General features: G+C 49.2%; 23 protein-coding genes. 9 read left to right on the top strand and 14 right to left on the bottom strand.

From position 1 onward, the window contains the following. Positions 1-81: 81 nt before the first annotated feature. Positions 82-1140: a response regulator gene (locus MKX50_RS05860; protein ID WP_213592743.1), complete on the bottom strand. Its 1059-nt coding sequence runs from the start codon at positions 1138-1140 to the stop codon at positions 82-84. Then, positions 1115-2926 (bottom strand): sensor histidine kinase, encoded by a 1812-nt coding sequence (locus MKX50_RS05855; RefSeq protein ID WP_244996636.1) that lies wholly within the window; start codon positions 2924-2926, stop codon positions 1115-1117. The genes MKX50_RS05860 and MKX50_RS05855 overlap by 26 nt, the downstream gene beginning before the upstream one ends. Positions 2927-3062: 136 nt before the next feature. Here MKX50_RS05855 and nfi point away from each other — a divergent pair, with 136 nt between their 5' ends. The 7 genes from nfi to MKX50_RS05820 all read left to right on the top strand — a co-directional run bounded on the left by nfi (position 3063) and on the right by MKX50_RS05820 (position 8730). Beyond that, positions 3063-3746, top strand: coding sequence for a deoxyribonuclease V (nfi, locus tag MKX50_RS05850; protein ID WP_213592745.1), 684 nt, complete (start codon positions 3063-3065; stop codon positions 3744-3746). 172 nt (positions 3747-3918) lie between these two features. After that, positions 3919-4833, top strand: coding sequence for a YafY family protein (locus MKX50_RS05845; RefSeq protein ID WP_213592747.1), 915 nt, complete (start codon positions 3919-3921; stop codon positions 4831-4833). Further along, positions 4830-5660 (top strand): NAD(P)H-binding protein, encoded by an 831-nt coding sequence (locus MKX50_RS05840; RefSeq protein WP_213592749.1) that lies wholly within the window; start codon positions 4830-4832, stop codon positions 5658-5660. The genes MKX50_RS05845 and MKX50_RS05840 overlap by 4 nt, the downstream gene beginning before the upstream one ends. A gap of 23 nt (positions 5661-5683) precedes the next feature. Then, positions 5684-6640, top strand: a complete 957-nt coding sequence (locus MKX50_RS05835) for an ATP-binding cassette domain-containing protein (RefSeq protein WP_213592751.1) — start codon at positions 5684-5686, stop codon at positions 6638-6640. After that, complete coding sequence (locus tag MKX50_RS05830) at positions 6637-7446, top strand: ABC transporter permease (protein WP_213592753.1); 810 nt, start codon at positions 6637-6639, stop codon at positions 7444-7446. Before MKX50_RS05835 ends, MKX50_RS05830 begins: the two co-directional genes overlap by 4 nt. 221 nt (positions 7447-7667) lie before the next feature. Then, positions 7668-8114, top strand: coding sequence for a DUF4352 domain-containing protein (locus MKX50_RS05825; RefSeq protein WP_213592755.1), 447 nt, complete (start codon positions 7668-7670; stop codon positions 8112-8114). Between the two features lie 124 nt (positions 8115-8238). Continuing rightward, complete coding sequence (locus tag MKX50_RS05820; RefSeq protein ID WP_213592757.1) at positions 8239-8730, top strand: pyridoxamine 5'-phosphate oxidase family protein; 492 nt, start codon at positions 8239-8241, stop codon at positions 8728-8730. A gap of 178 nt (positions 8731-8908) precedes the next feature. Here MKX50_RS05820 and MKX50_RS05815 read toward each other — a convergent pair whose 3' ends face one another. The 6 genes from MKX50_RS05815 to MKX50_RS05790 form a co-directional block, all read right to left on the bottom strand. Then, entirely contained in the window at positions 8909-9427 is a 519-nt protein-coding gene (locus tag MKX50_RS05815) for a DinB family protein (RefSeq protein ID WP_213592759.1), read from the bottom strand. Positions 9428-9529: 102 nt separating this feature from the next. After that, on the bottom strand, positions 9530-10507 hold the full coding sequence (locus tag MKX50_RS05810) for a YafY family protein (protein WP_213592761.1): 978 nt from the start codon (positions 10505-10507) through the stop codon (positions 9530-9532). 69 nt (positions 10508-10576) lie between these two features. After that, a complete protein-coding gene (locus MKX50_RS05805; protein ID WP_213592762.1) occupies positions 10577-12001 on the bottom strand; it encodes a VanZ family protein in 1425 nt (474 codons plus the stop codon). A gap of 174 nt (positions 12002-12175) precedes the next feature. Further along, positions 12176-13090, bottom strand: coding sequence for an NADP-dependent oxidoreductase (locus MKX50_RS05800; RefSeq protein ID WP_339158727.1), 915 nt, complete (start codon positions 13088-13090; stop codon positions 12176-12178). 44 nt (positions 13091-13134) lie between these two features. Beyond that, positions 13135-13677, bottom strand: a complete 543-nt coding sequence (locus MKX50_RS05795; RefSeq protein ID WP_213592766.1) for an NADPH-dependent FMN reductase — start codon at positions 13675-13677, stop codon at positions 13135-13137. After that, the gene (locus MKX50_RS05790) at positions 13674-15080 is read right to left on the bottom strand and encodes an MFS transporter (RefSeq protein ID WP_213592768.1); all 1407 of its coding nucleotides are present in this window, start codon (positions 15078-15080) and stop codon (positions 13674-13676) included. The genes MKX50_RS05795 and MKX50_RS05790 overlap by 4 nt, the downstream gene beginning before the upstream one ends. 153 nt (positions 15081-15233) lie before the next feature. On the opposite strand from MKX50_RS05790, the gene MKX50_RS05785 reads away from it, so the two are divergent. Further along, positions 15234-16115 (top strand): LysR family transcriptional regulator, encoded by an 882-nt coding sequence (locus MKX50_RS05785; RefSeq protein ID WP_213592769.1) that lies wholly within the window; start codon positions 15234-15236, stop codon positions 16113-16115. 118 nt (positions 16116-16233) lie between these two features. On the opposite strand, the gene MKX50_RS05780 is transcribed toward MKX50_RS05785, so the two are convergent. The 4 genes from MKX50_RS05780 to MKX50_RS05765 all read right to left on the bottom strand — a co-directional run bounded on the left by MKX50_RS05780 (position 16234) and on the right by MKX50_RS05765 (position 20284). Continuing rightward, complete coding sequence (locus MKX50_RS05780) at positions 16234-16977, bottom strand: fused MFS/spermidine synthase (protein ID WP_339158725.1); 744 nt, start codon at positions 16975-16977, stop codon at positions 16234-16236. Between the two features lie 36 nt (positions 16978-17013). Then, positions 17014-17559, bottom strand: a complete 546-nt coding sequence (locus tag MKX50_RS05775; RefSeq protein ID WP_339158723.1) for an RNA 2'-phosphotransferase — start codon at positions 17557-17559, stop codon at positions 17014-17016. Positions 17560-18008: 449 nt separating this feature from the next. Beyond that, positions 18009-18893 (bottom strand): phosphosulfolactate synthase, encoded by an 885-nt coding sequence (locus tag MKX50_RS05770; protein ID WP_339158722.1) that lies wholly within the window; start codon positions 18891-18893, stop codon positions 18009-18011. Between the two features lie 95 nt (positions 18894-18988). Then, positions 18989-20284 (bottom strand): MFS transporter, encoded by a 1296-nt coding sequence (locus tag MKX50_RS05765; protein ID WP_213592772.1) that lies wholly within the window; start codon positions 20282-20284, stop codon positions 18989-18991. Positions 20285-20470: 186 nt separating this feature from the next. Between MKX50_RS05765 and MKX50_RS05760 the strand changes: the two genes are divergently transcribed. Then, complete coding sequence (locus tag MKX50_RS05760; RefSeq protein WP_213592773.1) at positions 20471-21184, top strand: 2-phosphosulfolactate phosphatase; 714 nt, start codon at positions 20471-20473, stop codon at positions 21182-21184. Positions 21185-21285: 101 nt separating this feature from the next. Here MKX50_RS05760 and MKX50_RS05755 read toward each other — a convergent pair whose 3' ends face one another. Both MKX50_RS05755 and MKX50_RS05750 read right to left on the bottom strand, forming a co-directional pair. After that, positions 21286-21942: a YitT family protein gene (locus MKX50_RS05755; protein ID WP_339158720.1), complete on the bottom strand. Its 657-nt coding sequence runs from the start codon at positions 21940-21942 to the stop codon at positions 21286-21288. Between the two features lie 285 nt (positions 21943-22227). After that, the gene (locus tag MKX50_RS05750; protein WP_339158719.1) at positions 22228-22590 is read right to left on the bottom strand and encodes a hypothetical protein; all 363 of its coding nucleotides are present in this window, start codon (positions 22588-22590) and stop codon (positions 22228-22230) included. Positions 22591-22595 lie beyond the last annotated feature (5 nt).

Genomic DNA, 22595 nt, shown 5'->3' with positions numbered 1-22595 from the left:
CAAAGAAAGAGATTAATTCGACGAAATTAACCTCTTTCTTTGTACAATTTTGAACCTCGTTCTTGCCTTCTCAATATGAAATTAACGCTCTTTCCTCATTTCACCCGGTGCGATGCCATAATGCTTCTTGAACACGCGGTAGAAATAAGCGAGCTCCTCGTAGCCGCAGCTTTCGGCAATGGCCTTGATCGGCAGCTTGCCTTCCAGCAGCAGCGCCTTCGACTTCTCCATCCGCAGCTGCAGGATGTAATCGGACAGATTTTGGCGGAACTCGTTCTTGAAGGCGCGGCTTAAATATTCTTTGCTGACGAAGAACGCGGACGCAATCTGCTCAAGCGTAATCGGCTTGCAGAAATTGGCCTCGACATAATGCTTGATTTCCGGCAGGTTGAGCTTCCGCCGGTATTTCCGATGCTCCTCAAGCTGGTTCATCGCCAGCAAATACAGCTTCGTCACATCGCTTAGCAGACGCTCATAGGATTGCAGCGCGGCTTCGTCGATTTCGAACCGGAAGCCCTCTACGGTCTGCGAGTTGGCGATCATCAGCTCCCGGAGCAGTACGATGAATTCCTGATAAATCCGGTCCTGCATCCTCGCCTGCTCCGCCTCCGCATTGCCAAGCTGCCGGAGCAGCTCCTGGAACGTATCCCGGATGCCGGAGACATCCAGCCGGTTATAGTAAGACGCGAGCGCCGGCTTGTATCCTTTGGCGATTTGCAGGAAATCGATCTGCAGCGTAAATTGCTCGCGGTATATGACGCGGGAGGATTCCAGCTCATTTTTGCATTTTAACAGGGCGGCATTTAACTCCTTCGGATCGATCGGCTTAAGAATGTAATCCTTGGCTTTGCAGCGAATCGCCTGCTTCAAATAGGTGAAGTCGTCATAACCGCTGACCACGATCACCTTCGTCTCCGGATAGCGCTCATTCAAAATGCCCAGCAGTTCCAGTCCATCCGCTCCAGGCATGCGCATATCCGTAATAACCAGCTGCGGAGAGCGGGCCTCGATCAGGCGCAGCGCCTCCAAACCATCATCCGCCTCACCGACAATTTCCATGCCATACTCATCCCATGACCCGTACCGCTTGATCATCTCGCGCGGCATCTTCTCATCATCCACGATTAACGTTCTGATCATAGGAGCTGTCACCCTCTTTCATCATCGGAATTTGAATGCTTACTCTTGTGCCGACCCCAGACTCGCTCTCTACGGATACGCCGTATTGCAGCCCGAAATGCATTTTGATGCGGGAGGCTACGTTATTCATGCCGATGCGGTCTCCGCTTGTCCAGATTTGATCGGTCTCGCGGCGCAAGCTCGTTTGCAGTTCCTTTAGGGCCGCTGCGTTCATCCCCACCCCGTTATCTTCAACGAGAATGTTGACGCCGTGCTGATTTTGCCGTACCTGCACCTTGAGGCGCCAATCCCCCGGCTTCTTGTCGAGTCCATGCTGGAAGGCGTTCTCGACGATGGGCTGCAGCGTCAGCTTCGGAATCCGGCAGTTCAGGGTCTCTGGATCACATTCTATTTCGTAGCTGATCCGCGGCGAGAAACGCTGCATCTGGATATGCATATAGTTATTCAGGTGATCCAGCTCGGCCTGGATCGTTGCCAAATCATTCGGTCCGCGGACAACATACCGGAACATATGGCTCAGCGAACGGATCAGCTCGTTGATCTCTTCAGGCTTGCTGGAGAAGGCGAGTCCGCCGATCAGTTGCAGTGTATTTTGCAGGAAGTGCGGATTGATTTGTGATTGAAGCGCTTTCAATTGGGCGGTCTTTTTTTCCAGATTCATGCTGTATTCAGTCTTGATGTACTCTCGAAGCCGGTGGGACATATTATATAGCTTAAATTCCAGGAATCCAAGCTCATCGATCCGCTTGCTGACCGGCGGCTCCCGGTCTTGAATGATGCTGATGCCGCGCATTGACTTGGCCAGACTGACGATCGGCTTGGAGGTGCTCCAGGCTAAAATGACTGCGATCAGCAGCGACACACCCGCTGAAATAATGCCCACAATCAACCCGTAATTGAGGTTCGTCCTTGCGCTCTGATTAATATATTCGGCAGGAATGATCTTCACCAGCTTCAGGTTCCAGGGCTCCACCGTATTGTAAAAAATATAGCTGTCCTTTGTCTGGATATATCCCGGGCCGCTGTCCGTATTCCCCAGCTTTTTCAGCACATTCGCTATACGTTCCGGGGCTTCGTTCTGATTCTCCGGGCCTGGCATATACATGATTTGGCCGTCCCGGTCGGCGATAAATACAGAATAATCCGGCTCCGACCGCAGCAGCTCCAGAGCGCTGTCCATCATCTGCCATTTAACCTCCAGCAGGATGCTGCCCAGCAGTTCCTTGTTTTCGAACCGGTTTACGCTGCGGATGAGATTGAATTTCGACGGATCGCTCTCGTTGCTCGTGATCATGAAGTTCATGCCGCTGGATGTCACTTCGTTCCACATGGCCGGCACCTCTGGGGGCGTGCTGATCTGCTTCTGCATGCTGTTGATCGTGAACAGCTTGTTCTTCTCCTTCAAGTATAGCTGGATTCCCAGCAGATGATTATTCCCCGAATAATAGACTGACGTCATCGTATCGATGATGCTGCGCTGGGCGTTGAACTGATTGGACAAGGTCGAGCCGTCCATTTTATTAATATATTCATCTAGCGTATTGCTGATCAGAATCGTATAAATGAGATTATTGAGCTGAATGAACTTCTCTTCCAAATATCCGCCTGTCCAGGTAATTCGCGTGATGTTGGACTGGATCACTTCGCTTTCCATCGATTTTCTCGTATTCTCGGCAGACAGGACCGTCACGACGATGAGCGGAACAACGGATATCAGAATCATGATCAGGATCAGCTTGTTCCGGATGCTCCGCCGGAATGGAAAAATGAACCAACGATATAGCAAGGCATCCCCTCCTTGAGTGATTTTATTGTATCACTTTAGGGGTAGGTGTCTAGATGAATTGTGTGAGTGTTAGGAAATGGCAGGGGGACGCGATTCGGTTATAATCAGTGTATAGATGAGTAGATGGAGGCCCGGTATGGAACCCAGAGTTAAGCATTCGTGGAAGCTGACGGAAGAGGAAGCCGTCCAATTGCAGCAGGAGCTGGCAAGGCAAGTGATCGCGGAGGATCATCTGGCTGACGTCCAGTATATCGCCGGAGTCGATGTGGCTTATAGCAAGCATAGCGGCAAGTTAATCGCTGCCGTCGTAATTTTGGAGGCGGATTCCTTGAAAGTTGCAGAATCCGTCGTCGTGGAAGACCACGTGCAATTCCCGTATATCCCGGGGCTATTCTCGTTTAGGGAGCTGCCGCCCGTCATTCAGGCATTTCAGCAAATCAAGACGCCGCCGCAACTGATTGTGTGCGATGGCCAGGGATTGGCTCATCCCCGGCGTTTCGGCTTGGCCAGCCATTTGGGCGTCCTGTTCAACATGCCTGCCATTGGCTGCGGCAAGACAAGATTACTAGGGGAATTCGAGGAGCCCGGCTTGGATAGAGGGGCTATGTCCTCGCTTATGGATCGCGGCGAAGTCATTGGCAGCGCAGTAAGAACGCAGGATGGGATCAAGCCGATATTCGTCTCGGTAGGTCATAAGATTTCACTCGCGACCGCCTGTGATTGGATATTGAAGCTGGCTCCGCATTACCGCCTGCCGGAGACGACCCGCCAAGCGGATCAGTTGGTGAATCGGGTGTTGGGCGGGGCAGATCATGTTTAATAGGATCATGAAACAGGTAGAGCCGCGAAGAATCTGAATATATTACATACATCGAAAAAGTATTGAAAAAGAAAACACCTCGCTTTTAATCCTGACAACTATGTTGTCAGGATTGTTAGTTTAGGATAAGAGACAGGTGACCACACTTCACTGACCGAGGGGGAGGATATCCTTGAGACTGGATCGTTTGTTGGGAATCGCGCTGGAACTGATGGCCAAAAAAAGAGTAACCGCTGCGGAACTCGCCGCCAAGTTCGAGGTTTCGATTCGGACCATCTACCGTGATGTCGAACTGATCAATCAGGCTGGCATCCCGGTCGCTTCGTTTACCGGTGCGGACGGCGGGTTCGAGTTGATGAACGGATTTTTCCTGACGAGGCAGCACTTCTCGGTCGATGATTTATCGGTGATCTATACGCTTTTGAAGGCGATGGAAAGAGCTATGGGAGGTGCCGTGGCACCCGCAATGCGGAAGCTGGCCAGCCTGAATCCGGATCTGGCGAACGAAGGAAGCCACGAAGCCGTCATTCTAAGCATCAGCACGTCGGACTATGAGAGAGATATTGTTCAGGAGCTTTTCCGAGCTGTCCGGCAATCCCGCGTCGTCAGGCTGGAATACACAAGCACATCCGGCAAGGCAACCGAGCGCAGCGTGGAGCCTCTGAATCTCTTATGGGAAAAAGGCGTCTGGTACTTGGAAGGGTACTGTCGATCGCGGCAATCGAAACGGTATTTTCGCGTGTCGCGAATCGCCTCGCTCGATGTGTGCGGGGAAATATTCGTCCCACGGCAAATTCCGGACGAGTCGGAAGAGAGCGAAATTCAAGGAATTTGCGCCCATCTTCGTTTCGGCTTGGCGGTTCGTACCCGCGTATTCGAGCAATTCCCGGGTGAATGCACGTATCAGGGGGATTGGATCGATGTGCACACGACCTTTTACAAGAAAGAGTATGCGTTATCGGTCATTGCCAGCTACGGAACGAACGTCGAGATTGTATCGCCGGCTGAACTGCAGGATGATGTCATCGCCCATATCGAAGCCATCCGCCAGCATTATGCGAAAAAACGAGGAGGAAATGGAATATGACGATTTTGGTGACAGGGGCAACAGGAACGGTTGGACAACATGTAACGGAGCTGCTGGTGCAGCGGGGAAGTTCCGTTAGGGCGCTAACGCGTCATCCCGAACGGGCAAAAGCCAAGCTGCCGGAAGGCGTAGAGATTGCGGCGGGCGATCTGATGAAGCCGGAGACACTGAAGGAAGCGTTGCAAGGGATCGAGGCCATGTTCTTGATTATCTCCAGCGACGAACCCCATGCTGATCTCTACACGGACCCTCAAGTTATAGCGCTGGCGGAAGCTGCCGGCGTGAAGCGAGTTGTCGTACTGGTCGGCTATGAGGAAGGCATCGTAGAGGAAACGCTGCGAGCCAGCGGCATGCAATGGACGCTGGTTAAGCCAGCCGAATTTATGGCCAACGTGCTGGCGGATTGGGGGGAGACCATCCGAACGGAAGGCGTCGTGCGGGAGTTCTACGGGGACGCGCTGAGCGCGCGGGTACACGAGGGCGATATTGCCGCCGTTGCCGTTGAGGCACTATTAGGCAGGGGCCATCACGGTCGAAGCTATCCGCTGACTGGACCCGAAGCGCTGACACGCCGAGAAACGGTTCGCGCGATCGCAGCGGCGGCCGGTAAGGACATCCCCTTCATCGAGCTGACCGAGGAAGAAGCACGTCAGCAATGGCGGGATCAGGGCTATGACGAAGAGAGCGTTGATTTTTTCGTACAGATCGCGAAAAATCCGCCAGAGGCTGGCTATACCGTGCTCCCGACGATTGAGCAAGTACTTGGGCGGCCAGCCCGGACGTTTGCCGAGTGGGCAGAGGAGCATAAGCGGATGTTTCTATCCTAACGGGGATCAGAGGAGGGATAAAGATGGCGTACGCCATAGAAGCGCATGGCTTGCGCAAATCGTTCCAGACGCATGAGGCTGTGCGCGGAGTGGACCTGGCGATTCGGCAAGGGGAGCTGTTCACGCTCCTCGGTCCGAACGGCGCCGGCAAGACAACGATGATCCATATGCTGACCACACTGCTGCGTCCGGACGAGGGAACGGCGAGCATCTGTGGGTACGACGTGGTGAAGGATGCCGCTGTCGTGCGCAGACATATCAGTGTCACGGGTCAGTACGCGGCGCTGGACGAATCGCTGACCGGCTGGCAAAACCTGACCCTGTTCGCGGGGCTTCACGGCTATTCACGCAAGGATGCCCACGCGCTTGCGGCAGAATTGCTCGGATCGTTCAAATTGGAGGATGCGGGCAGCCGAACCGTCGGAACATATTCCGGCGGCATGCGCCGACGGCTGGATCTTGCAGCCGCCATTCTCCCGGCGCCCCAGGTGATGTTCCTTGATGAGCCAACGACCGGGCTTGATCCCCAGAGCCGGCGTGAGCTGTGGGCAGCGGTGCGCCATTTGGTGAAGAACGGGACAACTGTGCTATTGACGACTCAGTACCTGGAAGAAGCCGACCAATTGGCCGATCGTATCGGTTTTATCGCTCAAGGCAAGGTCATCGCCGTCGGCACGCCAGAGCAGTTAAAAGCGTCGATCGGCGGCAAGACGCTGACGATCCGACTGGCGGAGGGGACCGATTTAGCTGGCATTTGTCATCTGCTCGCAAACGAACATGGTCTAACAGCCCATTCGGAAGAAGACGGGCTGACTGTGAAAGCAGCGGTGCCGGAAGCCGCGCTGGCGCATGCGGTCATCGGCAACCTTATCAGTCAAGGGATAATGATCGACGACTTCGCCTTGAACGAGCCGAACCTTGACGATGTGTACTTCGCGCTGACCCCAGATCGCGGAAATGGAAATGAGGTGGCAACATGAGTATTCTGCAGACATATGAAGGGCGAAAACCGCGGCGAAGTCCAAGCGGCCTTGCTGCAACTGCGCTATTCATGCGAAGAACGCTGCATCATATGAGAAACAACGGCTTCGGCCTGGCTGTTGAGGCGGTCTTGTCGCCGATTATCATGCTGCTCATCTTCACCTTCTTGTTCAGCGGGGCGATTGCCGGCTCTGTCAGCGGGTATATTCAGTATCTGCTGCCGGGCATCCTCGTGCTGACCGTTGTGCCGATGACAGTTTATAGCGGTACGACGTTATGCACGGATATCGCCAGAGGCGTCTATCATCGGTTCCGCACAATGCCGTTTTGGCAGCCCGCTGCCCTCTTCGGTTCGGTTATTGCCGATGGCTTGCGCTACTTGGCAGCGGTGCTCACCGTTCTGGCCATGGGATTTGCGCTTGGATTCCGGCCGGACGGGGGTATCGGTGGCGCTGTGCTGGCGGGGATATATGTTTTATTTTTTGCCTATAGTGTAAGTTGGGTGTTTTCGCTCATAGGTAATGTGGCCAAGCAACCCGAGACGGTATCGGGCACAAGCATGATGCTCGTGTACCCCCTCCTATTCGCCAGCAACGTGCTCGTCGACACATCGACAATGCCCCGATGGCTGCAAGTCGCGGTCGATATGAACCCGATCAGTGCAGCCGTTGCTCTGACGCGCGGACTGTTTCACGGAACTGCGGACGCAGTCGACCTCGCGGCGGGCATCGGCGTCGGCCTGCTGCTGATCGTCATCTTCGCTCCGCTGACAATATATGTTTACTTAAAGAGGCAAGTGCGGTAGGAGAGGGAAACGGCGATGATCAAACTTAGTCCGCTTATTTAGTTTCCATAAATGAGCGAACTAAGTTTTTTTCTTTTCATATGCCTATGATAAGCATACGTCCCTTTTACGCCATCCATAAACAAAATAATAAGCACTAAGGATATTAGTATAATTTCATATATTTCCCTCTCCGTCCATATATGGTAAGGTATGACCTAGTACTATTGTCGGAGGAAATCATGAAGAAACTCAGTATTCTATGTTTACTATTTATTATGGTCGTCGCCGGTTGCAGTACCGACTCTTCATCATCAGAGGGAGCTGACACTCCTATCCCCATTGAAGAAACGGTGTCCGTGGGGGATATGGATATTACTGTCGCATCGTTTGTGGATCACAGGAAACGGAATAGGAACCGAATTGTAACCGTAAACGTTAGTGCGAAAATAGCAGATGACAACAATATCGAACTCCGGACCGAGTATTTCACTTTAGTGGATGCCGAAGGCACCCGCTATTATCCTGATCTGTCTAAAAGCCAAATCTTGAACCCACCGCTTTCCCCGGTTCCGCACGGACAAATTCATTTCGAGCTCCCCCGGAATACACGTTCACTGGCCATTGCCATTACGAACAATCCTTTAAGCGCAAATGCCGAGTATTCGACGGTTACGTTAATGTACTGAGACAATGCACTCCATTATGTCATAACCTTTGTATAGCATAAGCCAGCGTGTACTACTTTTTTTCGGATTAGGGAAAGGTAACAGAACAGATGATAAAATATAATTTTTTTGAAAGGATGAAAACATGACGAGTTCTGTTACCGACAATCAGGAAGCGATCAAAACCGTCCATGAATTAATCAAAGGGATCGAAACCGCGATGCTAACGACAGTTTCAGAAGAGGGACTCGTATCTCGGCCCATGAAAACCCAGGATGTCGAGTTTGACGGAACTCTTTGGTTCCTGACAAAGAAGGATAGCGGCAAATTCCACGAGCTGCTTCAGAATCAGCATGTGAACGCAGCCTATGCGGGAAAATCCTTTGTCTCTATCCGCGGTAAAGCTGAGTTGGTGGAGGATCAGGAGAAATTGCAACAACTGTGGAATCCGATGTACGAGGAACTGCTTGAAACCACTTCTGATGATCCTAATCTGGTTCTCATCAAGGTAAATGCGGAAACTGCGGAGTACTGGGATTCGGGCAATAAATTCAAAATGGTCAAATTCTTGTTCCGCAGAATGTTAGGCAAGAATACCGAGGGAACGGATATGAATCAGATTGTTAATTTGAGTTGAGGCCATGTTATATTGGCGGGGTTCTCCGGCCGTCTGTAACGGCAGGTTCTCATAAATGGCCACCAAAATGGTGGCCATTTATGAAACTACCCCGCCCTTCTGACTATGGCTAAGCTGTTTGAGATGTCCGCATCCGGCTAGTTGCGAAGTCACTCGCCTGCCAGGATTGCTGCCGAAATTACTGCCGACTTTCCTGGCACTCCATCAAATAAAATAAATAATCCGTTGGAACCCCAGCATACCCTTGCTGCTTCAACATCGCGGTCACATTGCCACGGTGATACGTCCCGTGATTGACCACATGATGCAGAATATCGGAGAAATGCGTATCGAGCCGGCCATACTTGGGATGCTCAATCGTCATCGCCTTGTCCAAATCCGGCGTACGCCGCAGCAAATCGCGGAACTGTTCAGTTACACCGCCGAACAGTCGCTGCATCTCGTCTACGGTTTTTACCTGCGCTTCCTCTGTCCACTCCGGGATCTTCGAAAAAATAATCTCGTTCGGTTCTCCTGCGAGCACAGACATATAGAGCTGCTCGAATAAGTACATATGTCCGAGCGTTTGCGCTACAGACGGGAACACGCTCGTCACCTCTGCATGAAATACATCCTCTGGAAGCTGCCCTAGGTGAGCGAATAGTCGGTCATTCGCCCAAACATGATATTCGTATAATTGTTGCGAGTGTTGAAGCATAGATGAATTCACCTCTCCTTGATTCGTCATCGTTAGACTGTCACTGCCGCAGCCGTATCTCTATCGTATACCGGATTCGCTGACAATCGGTGTCAGTGAAGTTCAAGCTCCGTCGCTATTGTTAGCGTAATGTTCTGCGATTCCATACGCCATTTCCCGGATCATACACTGTAGCTCAAGCGGTTCCCGAATCCGAATGGCCGTGCCAAACGTGATCAGATACATCGGAAGGTACTTGTTCATTGTCGGGACATCGAGCAGAAACCGGGCCTCTCGATCGCTCCGTTCGGTCAAATAGTGGCGCAAATGCCAGTGGGAGCAAACCGCATTCAGTGCGTCGGACTCTCCCTCAATGCAAATGACCGTCAACGGTCCGTCCGCCTCCCGACTTCGCTCGGACTGGTCGCGGAGGTAAGTCGACGCGGAGAAATGCAGAGGCTGATCAAATCGCAATTCGGTCTCCTCCAGCCCCTCGATTCGGTCTACACGGAACGTCCGAATCTCCTGAGACCGATGGCAGAAGGCGACAGCGTACCATTCATTCCGGTCATAAGCCAGCCCGTACGGATCAACCTTACGTTCGTATGCCTGCTCAGCATTTGCTTTACGATAGGCGATGCGGACCGTTCTTCCCTCCTTCGCCGCCTGCTCTAGATCCCTGAGCAACCGAATGACGGAAGGCGGACGCGCTGGAGCAATCACATCCAAGCCGATTGTCTGACGGGACAAATCATGGCGCTGCTCCTCATGCAGCCCGTTTTCCACCTTCTTCAATGCGCTCTGTAACTCCTCCGTATATGGATAGCCTGCGCCTTGCGCAAATTTAAATGCGTCCACAAGCGCCTTCAGCTCTAAAGAATTGAAGAACAGTGGCGTCTCCTTAAAGCTGTCCAGAATGCGAATCCCGCCATCATGGCCTGATTCTGCGATTACCGGTACACCGCTGGCACATAATGCATCGATATATCGATACACGGTGCGGACGCTAATCTCTAAACTGTCCGCGATCTGCGCAGCGGTGAGCTTCCTTCCAGAGCGCAGCATCCAGAGCATAGACAGCATGTTATCCCATTTTGCCATCGAACTTACCCTCTTTTCCTTCCTCAAATTAAGGGAACTAATTAGAATTCAGATCGAGTGAACGATGATTCATTTCACTGCCGGAATCAACGTGGACCAAGACGATTCATTCACCGTTCCTGTGAACCGGTAAACGGGTTGGTAATACCCTTTTGAATCATAGGTATAGGTCAGTTCATATTCGTCCACATTCAGTTGGTCGCCGTTCTTCAAGTTATTGAAAACATAAAAGTTCCCCTTGGCAACATCCATATAGGCTTGAGCCGGACTAATAATTTCAATTTTGCGTACAAACTTGTTCTCTTGCAAAGAGTAAAATAAGTTATGTGGAATTTGGTGTTCTCCGGAAGGTGCAATCATTACCATTCCACTTGTATAATCGTTATTTCCTCGAGCGATGTCTGCGATGGACCATTCAATATCCCAACGAATCGTATCTTCATTTTGTGTGCTGAATACAGCATTTGGGGGTAATATGCCGCTGGAAAGCATCCAGCTTCCATAATACTCTCCATGCTTGGCCAATTCCTCCTGCTCCATCGGGCCGCTTCCATCACCTTCGGTTGATAACCACCATCCGCCATCGTTGACAGCGTAATTAAACGTATATTCCTTTCCGTCATCGGCATGAAGCATCCATATGCGGTTAAATCCATCCATGCGGACGCCGCCGACCTGCTGCAGGTTAAAAGTACGCTTCATCAGCCCTGCCATCTCTTCCCCATATTTAAGATGATGAATGCGGCTGTTGGAATAAAGAGATACCGGTTCGGCCTCGGTTGGTAAATTGGCGTTAAGCGTTACTTTAACATGACTCATGTCCTGCGTAATCGCCGGACGAATGGACAGGTTGCCAAGCTCTTTCATATTGTAGACAAGCATAGCTCCGGAAAAAAGCAGGGCAAAAAATAGCGGTATACTGAGCGCCTTCCATACAGATCTGACCGCGAGCTTTCGACGTTCAGCGGTGTTTAGGATTGCGCTCATCACGAAATATCCCGCCATACTTCCAAGTGTGTTGTGTAGAATATCGTCCAGTTCAAAAATACCCCTGCGGCTCAACATCTGAATGCACTCAATCCCCAGCGTTATAAGAAGCGACAGAAGCAGAACAGGACCGAAACGGCGTGTTGTTTTGCCTAGAAGCGGCAGCAGGAAACCGAGCGGAGCGAACATCAGCATGTTAAAAATAATCAACTGCCATTCCTGTAACGACCATTGATTCCATGCATTCACATAACCGCTGAAGATCCGGAAATTAACCCACCCCTCATAATTGGCGCCTCTGCTGAATGTCGTTAATACCATAACTACAACAAACCACGCCAGAATCAGGAAAGTCGCGATAACCTGCCTGGCGGTTACGTTTCTTCTCCCGCCTCTCTTTCGGTATAAGGCGTAGGATAAATACGAGCCTCCGATGAACACCAAAGCTATGATCAGCGCCGTCGGCAGAATCGGCAACAGTCTGTCGATGATTCCTTGTAAATCCATGAATAAACCCTCCATTTTACGACTTGGTCAATGAGGCTGACATTTCTATAACGAAATACAACACCATTTATTTCACACGTATCGTAAATTTATAAGCGAAAAAAAGTATACAAACAAAAAAGAGCCTCCGATTTAATCATCTGGTAGGCTCCTAAACTAATAATGCCTCAAACTTTAGTCGAGGGTGAGGACGATCTTCCCGCGGCCGCGTCTTGTTTCGATAGCCCGGTGGGCATCGCCGACCCGATCCAGCGGGAAGGTCTCTCTGATATGGATGTGCAGTTTGCCTTTGGAATGCAGTTCGACCAGTTCTGCAAGGCGGGCTGCCGAGCGTTCGCCGCGGACAACGCGGAGGCCCAGCTCCTCGATCAGGTCATAGGCGAAAAACGTGCATATCCGTTCCTTGGCCCGCACTAAGTCCACCGCAGCCCGAAGCCCCTCGCCTCCAGCGGTATCGAATGCGGCGTCGACGCCATCCGGCGCAATCGCGCGTACTCGCTCGGCCAGTCCTTCCTCATACGTCAGCGGAACAGCGCCCAACGAACGAAGGTAGTCGTGGTTCCTCTCGCTGGCAGTACCAATGACGGTCTTGGCCCCCCACTCCTTAGCCAGCTGTACGGCAAAAGCACCCAGCGATCCAGCCGCGCCATTGATCAATACAGTATCGCCTGGCCCAACGCCGATGGCTTTCAAGGCGATATACGCCCCTTGGCCATTGCCGGTCAGCCCCCCTGCCTCTTCCCAGGTCATACTGCGGGGCTTGTTGACGATTTGATCTATGCCCACAACCACGTATTCCGCGTAACAATTCATTAGCGCGAAGCCAAGTACCTCGCTGCCTATTTGAAAACCCGTAACACCTTCACCCACTTGATCGATGATGCCCGCGAACTCATTGCCCGGAATTTGCGGAAGTTGAATAACGACGCCCTGCGGTGTCCAGCCGCTTCGCAGGCCGCAATCATAATGCTGTACCCCGGCCGTTTTTACCCGGACCCTGACTTGGCCTGGACCAGCCTGCGGATCGGGAAACGACATAACCTCCATCACCTCAGGCCCGCCAATCGAACGAAATGCTGCTGCCTTCATAGTGTAACCCTCCCTTACTTACCCATATTTTATAGCGCCATCGATTACCGTAATGTTTTTAAAGCGCCGCTCCATGCGATAAGCTGATCTAACATTTCGTTGATTTTATCTATGTGCAGCTCGGCAGGTTTAAATGTTTTGAAGTTCTCAAAATCCGTAAACATCGAAAATGTTGGATGTGCACGAACGTCCGCCACGAGTAGTTCTCCTAAAATCCCGCGTAAATGTTCGGCTGCGCGGGCTCCGCCCGTTGAACCATAGCTAACGATGCCCGCTGCCTTATTGTTCCATTCGCTTCGTGCTGAATCCAGTGCATTTTTTAACACTCCGGTAATGCTGTGATTGTATTCCTGGACAATAAATACGAACCCGTCCAAGCTGGATAACTTTTCAGACCAAGCGATTAAACCAGGCTCCTCACCAGTCCCTTCTCCAAAAAAGGGCAATTGAAAGTCTGCGATATCTACGATTTCATAATTCGCATCTCCACGCCTGTCAGCGATTTCTTTAACCCAATTACCTACTTGTGGACTGACGCGTCCTTGGCGTGTACTTCCTAAAATAATACCGATGTTTAGTGGTTTCATATGAGTTCCTCCCTGTTTGCTCTTTTCAAATTATCTTCTTTCTGAACGGCATGCCTGGCTCTCCCGAACTGCATATAATAGAACAACAAAATACCCGCATGCAAAACCGCAAGAACCAAATAAATATTGCTGTAAACGAACGCTGACGGATGTGAGTTCACTGGATTCCAACGTATGCTCGCGCCTTGATCGACAATTTGTGCGTAAACCCCCGCCGCAATGGCGCCGGAAACAAAATTCAGCATCGCAAGCAACCCCATGCCTACGCCTGTCTGTTCTTTTGGCAGTGAAAGAGAAATCGCGTTCGACAACGCAATGGATAGGAAAGATTGCCCGACATTGCCGAAGATCAGGATGATTGCGATGAACACTGGCGGCATGCCTGCGAAGGTGGACAATAACCCGAAACATGCGAGCAGCAATGCCGATGCCAAGTAGAATAGAAACGAATTGCCCTTTTTATCTGCCAGCCTGCCGCCTTTGCGTCCCAAAACCGCCGTTATAGCTGCAGCCGGAACCAGTGCGAAGCCTACCAGTCCCGGTTCCAGCTGGTTGACTTGCGCCAACAGCTGCGGGCTGAGAAATACAAGCGAATACCCTATTCCAGTCGCCAGAAATGCAATCGTCAGCCCAAGCGAATATCTTTTGCTTCGGAACAGAACGGGCTTGATGAACGGATCCGGTACAGAGTGAATTCTTGTCATAAATAGGACGAACAAGAGCAAGCATCCGGCGGCGGGCATCCACGCTTGATTCGTAATCGCGAGCAGCAGCAAGGCTACAGTCCCTGCAAGCAATCCGCCTCCCAGCCAGTCAATCCGGCTTGAATTCCCGGGCGTATCATTCAAATATTTGCGGTAATAAGGCAGCGCCAGCAGCGTGAACAGCGGCATGCAGAACAGCCATCGCCAGTGAACAACGCTCACGAGCAAAGCAGCGATAACCGGACCGAGCCCGCTGCCCAGCGCAAGACCGGTCATTGCAATGCCAAGCGCGCGCCCTCGGCTTTCCGGCGGGAAGTACCGAACCGGGATAATGCCGGCTGTAGCGGGAATAACCGCAGCACCTGCGGCTTGCAATACTCTGCCGAGCAGAACGGTCCAATATTGCTGGGCGAACAAACCAATCATCGAGCCAAGCGCAAAGAAGAGCAGCCCGAAGGTCAGCAAATGTTTGAGTTTATACGTATCGGCTAACCTTCCATAGGTCACCGTTCCGATCGCATAAATCAACAAAAAGGCGGATGACACCCAACTGACCTGCGATAAGGATAAATCGAATTCTAGAGCAATTTCAGGCAGCACAATATTGAACATCGTTGCGCTCATGACGGAAATGACCAGCGTGAAGGCCAGAATCCGAATCAACTTTTCGCTGGTTTGTTGCTGGAATGCGGCTTTCATAGCGTGAGCCCTCCTCTCTGCCTTATGCGGTATTTTTTACGCAGAGCATATTGCTTTCCTTACATGCTTTATTTTACAATCACTTATAAATAAACAAAAATATATCTTTACACATATAGATCATATACTGAGGTATATGGGAGGGAGACGAATATGGAGCTGCTGCAGTTGAGGTATTTTCGAACGGTGGCCCGGATGGAGCACATGACGAAGGCTGCGGAGGAGCTGTGCATCGCGCAGCCTGCGCTGAGCAAGACGATTTCAAGACTGGAGGAAAACGTTGGGGTTCCACTGTTCGACCGGCACGGAGGGCGGATTCGCCTGAATGCGTTCGGTAAAGCTTTTCTCGACAAAGTTGAGAAGGCCCTCGCCCTATTGGAAGAAGGAAAGAAAGAAGTGTCCGAACTGGCTGGACTCGAACAAGGGAGCATTCACCTCGCGACATCAACGCTGGACAGGTTATCAGATGCACTTGGCGAATTTCTAGCGCTTCATCCGGAAGTCAACTTTCGGATTACACAGGCTTCGATGGAGGAAATGGCGCATTTGGTGGAGACAGGCGAGGTTGACATGTGCTTCACGCCGCTGCCAATCGATCGTCCTGACATTAGCACGGCGTCTGTTTTGAAGGAAGATGTTTATTTGGCTGTCCCCCAAGGACACCGCTTTGCCGGGAGAAAGAGCATCCGCTTGAGTGAACTGGCGGAGGACCCGTTTATCGGGTACAAGGAAGGGTTTCCTGTTCAGAAAATGAACGATTTGCTGTTTCAAGAAGCGGGGATCACTCCTAACTTCGTCTGCCGGGTCGACGAACCTGCCGGTATTGCAAGCCTTGTCCGCGCCGGGCTGGGCGTTGCACTTGTAGGAAATTGCGGCGGCTCCGGCTCTCCGCTGAACTTGCTGCGAATTGAGTTCCCCGTTTGCCAGCGCAATTTCCAAATTGCATGGCACGAGAAACGGTATCTGTCCCTCGCTGCGCGCAAGTTTCGTGATTTTCTCATCGGGTACTTTGATAAATCAGTGAAAGCGGGTTGATATTATATAATGTTAAACCTGGGGAAAAGGGCTGCGTTATATCCCAGCCCCTCCTCAACAAACTGTAAGTTAAACTGTCTAACAATTATTAACGAACCTTCGCTTATTGCATGAATCATCAACTACGGTCATAAATAATATAACCCTGCCCAGCCTCGAACTCGATAAATCCCGCCATATGCCGAAGTTGATAATGGATGTTTTGTTTGCTGCCCATCATAATAATATTGCGGAGATCCCTGTCCCCTTCAACGGGCAAGGCAAAACACTTCGTATAAGGAAACACTTCGCCAAGCGTGCTATGTATCGCATTCATCCATTGATCCTGCTCGCCCCTGCCCATGAGGTTCATGATTAGCGAACCGTGGTGCCCCAGCTTGCTTGCAGCCATATGAAAGAACTCGCTGGACAGAAGATGGTTAGGCGTCCCCTTAGGTGAAAATGCATCCAAGACGACATAATCATAGACATGCAGAGGTTCGTTCTCCAACAGAACTCGACCATCGCCAACCTTCACATTATCTTTGGAATATCCAAACCACTCCTGGCTAATATCTACGACCGCTTGATCCAACTCCGCCACATCAAACGTTTTGTCCGCAAAGTGTCTAGAGAGTGTGCCAATCCCATGTCCAATCAGAAATACACGTTCAAATGAGGGTTGGTTATATTCCATCAGATGACAGATTGCCCGGGGGTATTCCAGCACGACACGCTCCGGATTAGCCATATCCATCGCCCCTTGTACCGCCTCTTCTGAAAACTGCAGCACACGAAAAGTCCCTTTCTCTCCATCCAATTCTACTGCTTCATATACGGCAACCTCATGACCTTGGCTGAAGGTTTTATACAACAATTTCAAGCGAACTAATTCCCTTCTATGTTGAGTTAAAAGATATTACTTAACGATGTACTCCCACGGTACATGATCACATAACCATACCTGATTTTCCGACCGGTAAAAAATAAATCCATCCCGATGCATAGCTCCTGCCCGAACTTTCAAAACAACCGGCTTGCCATGACGGCCGCCCACGCGGGTGGCTGTCTCCCTCTCCGAGGTGAGATGTACATGCTGACGGGATTGTTTTGTAATTCCCTGCATGCGAATACTGTCAACGGATTGCGCTGCGGTACCATGGTATAAGTATTCTGGCGGAGCCTCTACTTTAAGTTCTACATCTACAGCAAGGGAGTGGCCTTGATTGGCACGAATTTTGCTGTGGTCTTCATTAAAACTATAGCGCTGTTTGCTATTCTCTCGTACAATCCGCTCCAGGGTATTCATATCCACGATACGCCCCGCACGGTGCAGACCTGTAAGCAATTCCTTGACATCCGCCCAGCCGTTCGCATCAAGCTTGATCCCCACCACTCCGGGATTATGACGCAGGATCAGGCTCAGGAAACGACCCAGCTCAACATCTTGTTTACCTTGTCTCATATCCATGCCCTCCTTTCCTTTTTTCTTTCCCGTTCTCTAACCGTTCATCTAATGAGTGAGGTTCCAAGGACGTTACTAAAAACATCAACAATCCTGGGATAATGATAGTAAAGATCCCCCAACTTTCCAAGTAATCATTCAAAACTCCCTTTCTATATAGTGTTTTTTAGTGTTCACCCGTGTTAGTTAATTTCTCAAGGAAGACCTGACCCGTATTATCTACCTCCGTTAATTATCCAGAAAATTTCACCCAACATTAAAAGCTTATTCCTTCTCGTTTCTGAAATGGAATAAGCTTTTAATGTTGCTATAAAGAGTGGTCTTGCTTTTCAACTACTCATTAAAGGTAACTGTCTTCAGGCATTTTTTCATATTAGCAGGCAATTAAAGAATAGCGCGTACCCGTTGAATCCCGGTACGCGCTGATTTTGCACCATGGACATCCAGGCTTAAATCACATAAAAATATTCCTTTTCCTTTTCTTTTTTCGTTCTGACCCCAAAGGTAAAAGTATCCTGACGGAGTCCTCGCCGCAGCGTTTCAAGAGAAAGAATATCGCCTGGAAAGATATTCCCTAAATTGGCGTTAGGGCCGAATTTGTTCAGAAACAGCACCTGCTGACTCTTTAAAGGCGCTTCCCATATCAATTTATCCGTATCCGTTACAAACTTCAGCACATCATCCAGAAGATTCAACCGGCATTCACCATGTTCATCGAAAACGCCGACCCCCATGCCTGACTCACGAGCTTCAATCGTTAGTAGCTCTGCCCCTGCCTTCAGATCGGCCTCTAGCATATCGGCCAGCACGGCTGCATCTATAAGTGATCCCGACAATTTTTTTCCGTATTCCGTAAAGACCTTTAGGCCATACTTTTTGCCTTCTTGGATCAATTCCGTACGTTTATCGCGGGAGAGTTCAATCGTACCATCCGATACTTCAACACCATTAAAACCGAGATTGCATATGGTGTTGAAGAAATCCGGGACTACGTCTTGCTGTACGGCCGTCTCCAATAACGTGCCGCCCGGCATAACCGTGACCCCATGCAGTTTGGCCAAGTTGATTTTATAGAGCAGCAATTCAGTATTATAGAGCGGGGCCGTTCCAAATCCAAATTTCACACAATCGATATAGTTTGAACCTGTCTCCATCAGATCCATAAATGAGTTTCTGCCAAGACCCTTATCGATAACCATCGTATGTCCCCGACTAGAAACAAGGTGTGTTTCGTTCGTGCTATCAAGTACAGATGGTTTACGAAATCCGCACGGGTCACTTAATTCTGTTGGCCAAATTTCATGTAAGGAACTTTTCATCTGGATTCTCCTCAATTCTTTTTGACTTGTCGCTTCATTCCAATGACATAGGCATCATATGCTGATTTTTCATGGCATGTGCCCATAGCTTTGAAATTTATAAGAGCTATTTAATCAATTTGAGGAGGGGGTTTGATTAAAAAAAATACAAAACAAAGGGTTCCAAGCGATAGTATGGAAACCGTTATAAAAACCAGGCTATCGGACTTATCCATCATCCAGCCGAATAATGGGGGGCCCGCCGCTACACCCAAAAATCGCAAGCTGTTATATAGGGACGTGATCATCCCCCGTTCACTTTTCTGAATCGCACCGGTGATCATCGTATTTAAGCAGGGGAGGAGCAGGCCGGTTCCAATGCTGCTAACCGTTAGCAACCCGATAAATACATATATATTTTTTAAAAAGAACAAGGTGGCAGCAAGAGAAAGCGTCATGGCAACCAACCCGATATTCATAAGCCATCGCATTAATTTGCCATTTTTTTTAATCAGGCTTCCCGTGGTATATGAAGTAATGACCATACCTAATAAGGGAATGGCCAGTACCAAACCTTTCATGACTCCATCGATATTGTAAGGTTTCTCCTCAAGAATATTAGATAAGTAAAAAAGCACCCCAAACAATATAAAGAGTCCTAACGAACCTGCGAAAAATGCAGTGATGAGCCATTTCCCTTTTTCCCTGAATATTTGTCCAATTTTTTTAATGTATTTTGATAACTCGTTCTTTTCGTTCTGTTTCGGTTCTTTGATCAGAAAGATCACGGCTAACAGAGACAAAGCGCAAAATACAGGAAAGGCGAAAAATGAGGCATACCAGACGATCAAAACAAGCAGGGAACCGATGATCGGACTAAGAACTTTTCCCGTCCCGTTCGATGCCTCGATCAAACCAAGTGCCTTGCTCTCCGTCCCCCCATCGTATAAATCACCTACGAGCGCCATAGCAATCGGTGCCGTTCCTGCTGCAGCAAGACCCTGAATCGCTCTGGCGGCAATGATAACCGCATAGGAGTCCCAGATGGCACCAAACCCGGCCAAGATTCCGGCTCCCCCATAAATGATTAGGGCGGGCACAATAATGACCTTTCGGCCAAAACGATCGGACAGATAGCCGATCACCGGAATGAAAACTCCTGCAGCCAAAGAAAAAATAGATATGATTAAACTGCTTTGGAATTTACTGATTCCAAGCTCTCTTTGCATTACGGGGAGAACCGGTACCAGCATGGAATTGCCGAAAACGAGTACGATAGGGATCGTGGCAAGCGCAATAAACTCCCAGATGCGTCCTTTTGAGCCGTTATCTGATTTTGTCGACGTGTCCTTTGATTTCGTAGGTTCTGTCAGTTCTATGTCGCTCTGGAAGCTAATATTCAGCTTTCGCGATTTTGTTTTTTCCATTTGTGATAGCTCCCCTGACCTGGATTGTTCGGTTATTATCTGCATATAGCAAAATAAGTATTCTTCTTATGAGCTTAGAAACGGATATACTTAAAATTTCTTATGTACCGGGGAGAAGCACCACTTTCAATTAGGCCAATATACTGTTATAAAACCTCGCATTATGCTGGCTGAAAGGGATGTTAAATGACTATAAAGATTATACAGGGGCACAACCATACACTCGGAGCTTCAAGAATTAATGTCATCATTGATGTTATCCGAGCTTTTACTGTAGCGCATTATGCTTTTATTAAGGGGGTACAGGGAATCATTCTGGCGGGAACTTTAGATGATGCTTTTCGTTTAAAAAGGCAATTCCCGGAGTTTATTTTAGCGGGAGAGATCCAAGGTCTTCCGATTGCGGGGTTTGATCTGGATAATTCGCCCGTACGTTTGCAAAATGCAGATCTAAGGGGGAAATTCCTGATTCAGAAGACAACCAACGGAGTAAAAGCAACCTTAAACTCATTAAATGCAGACCATATATTTGTTACGGGTTTCACTAATGCAAGGACGACAGCGGAGTTTATAAAGCATAAATTATTGAGAGAAGACACCGCCATATCCATTCATTTAATTGCTTCACACCCATCCGGGGATGATGACCTGGCATGCGCGCAATATATATCAGGCATTTTACAGAATTCAAACCGTATATCGGCTGATGAAACGATCGAGCGGATTCGAAAGTCGGAAGCGGCCAAGAAATTTTACGATCCCGCGAAACCGGACTTCTTACAAGAAGATATTGGGCTTTGCACGCGAGAGCTGTCTTCTGAATTTGTTATGAAAGTGAATTATAAGGACGAACTTCCGCTTATTGAGAAGGTACAGGTACAGGAATTAAATCATGAATGAACTTGAAAAATCATTTATACGCTCATTGCCAAAAAACCAGCCCACTTGAAGGCTGGTTTTCTTGTCTTTCTTGTCTTTTGAATAGGACATACGGAGGGAATTCACTTTTTACGCCAGGCAGGATAAAAAACCGACTTCAAACCTGGGAACTGATGGAACCAGTTGACAATCCGGGTAGACAGCCACTGGCACACAACGGCAAGAATAATAATTTTCCAGTCAATGACATATGCAGTGAGGGCAAATATAAATCCGTTCATCCAGAACAACGAAGTGCCAGGATTGATTCTTTTGTATTTGTAGATCGCCAAAGCTACATAACCGATTCCTCCGTTGGATACCCGCTGCTTGATCAGGATCGCGATGGCGGTTCCGAGAATGACCGAACCGAACAACAAATCGATCCATACATTCGAAAAAGGAGGATCAACGAACACCTCGAAGAAATTGACGGATACGGACGTTACCGTGATGACAAACACGGTTCCAAACGCGCTGATCCTGCCCAAATAATTGACCGTGAACACAAGAAAAATAGTATTAGCAAACCATAACCCGAAGCCCATGGGCAAACCGAACGCATGATTCAAAAGGACAGCGATTCCTGCTCCTCCTCCGGAGGGAATGGCATGAGGAAACAGAAAAGTAGCCATAGCGAATCCCTGCATGACGGAGCCGGCGGTGATCAGGGAAAATTTCTTAATGACACGGCGATAGAAGAGTGTCTTATTTCGATTGGGGATGAACGGCAAGTTCATATGAAATCAATCATCCTTCATAGATTGGAATGACAAGCCAGTCCTGCTTTCTTATTGTATGCTTGTCACTGAAAGGGGAGACCGAGAAATCGTTAAAAAGAAAGATGGGTCTTCAATTGAAAATGAGGCGAAAACGGGTAATACAAGCGTCGATGCTTACGAAATCTTCCTTTGCCCTCAGATAAGTCTTTGCATCTATCAAGTAAGAAAAAGATATGATAACCCTATAAAAGATCGGTTTGGGAAAGTGGGAACAATTAATCTTCCACTTTCTCTTACCAAACACTATATTTCATCCGGTCTAAAATCCCAGTAATCTTTACTTACTAAGCCGCTGCATTCACATTCAACAGTTTTTTGAAAGAGAGAACGCATTGCTTTAATCGAAGTCGTACTATCATATTGTAAACTTCCATTTAACAATATAGCTTCGCCGCCTCCATCATTTTTGTAAAACCATCCGTGACCTTTGAATTGATCATTTTGATAAAACCCTACAGATATCCAATAACCATTAACTGAATCGGGCCAATTAATAGCCTTTATATCATTTAACGTTAGTAACTCAACCGTACAGGCTTCATTGGAAGGTACAAAAATATCACCGTTTGAAGCATTTGATGCAGATTCATCTAATGTTGCAGGCATTACAA

Origin of the sequence: Paenibacillus sp. FSL W8-0186 (assembly GCF_037969765.1) — a bacterium.
Classification (GTDB): Bacteria; Bacillota; Bacilli; order Paenibacillales; family Paenibacillaceae; genus Fontibacillus; species Fontibacillus woosongensis.
Note: the sequence above shows the minus strand (reverse complement) of the source record. Positions and strands in the feature narration are given on the sequence as shown.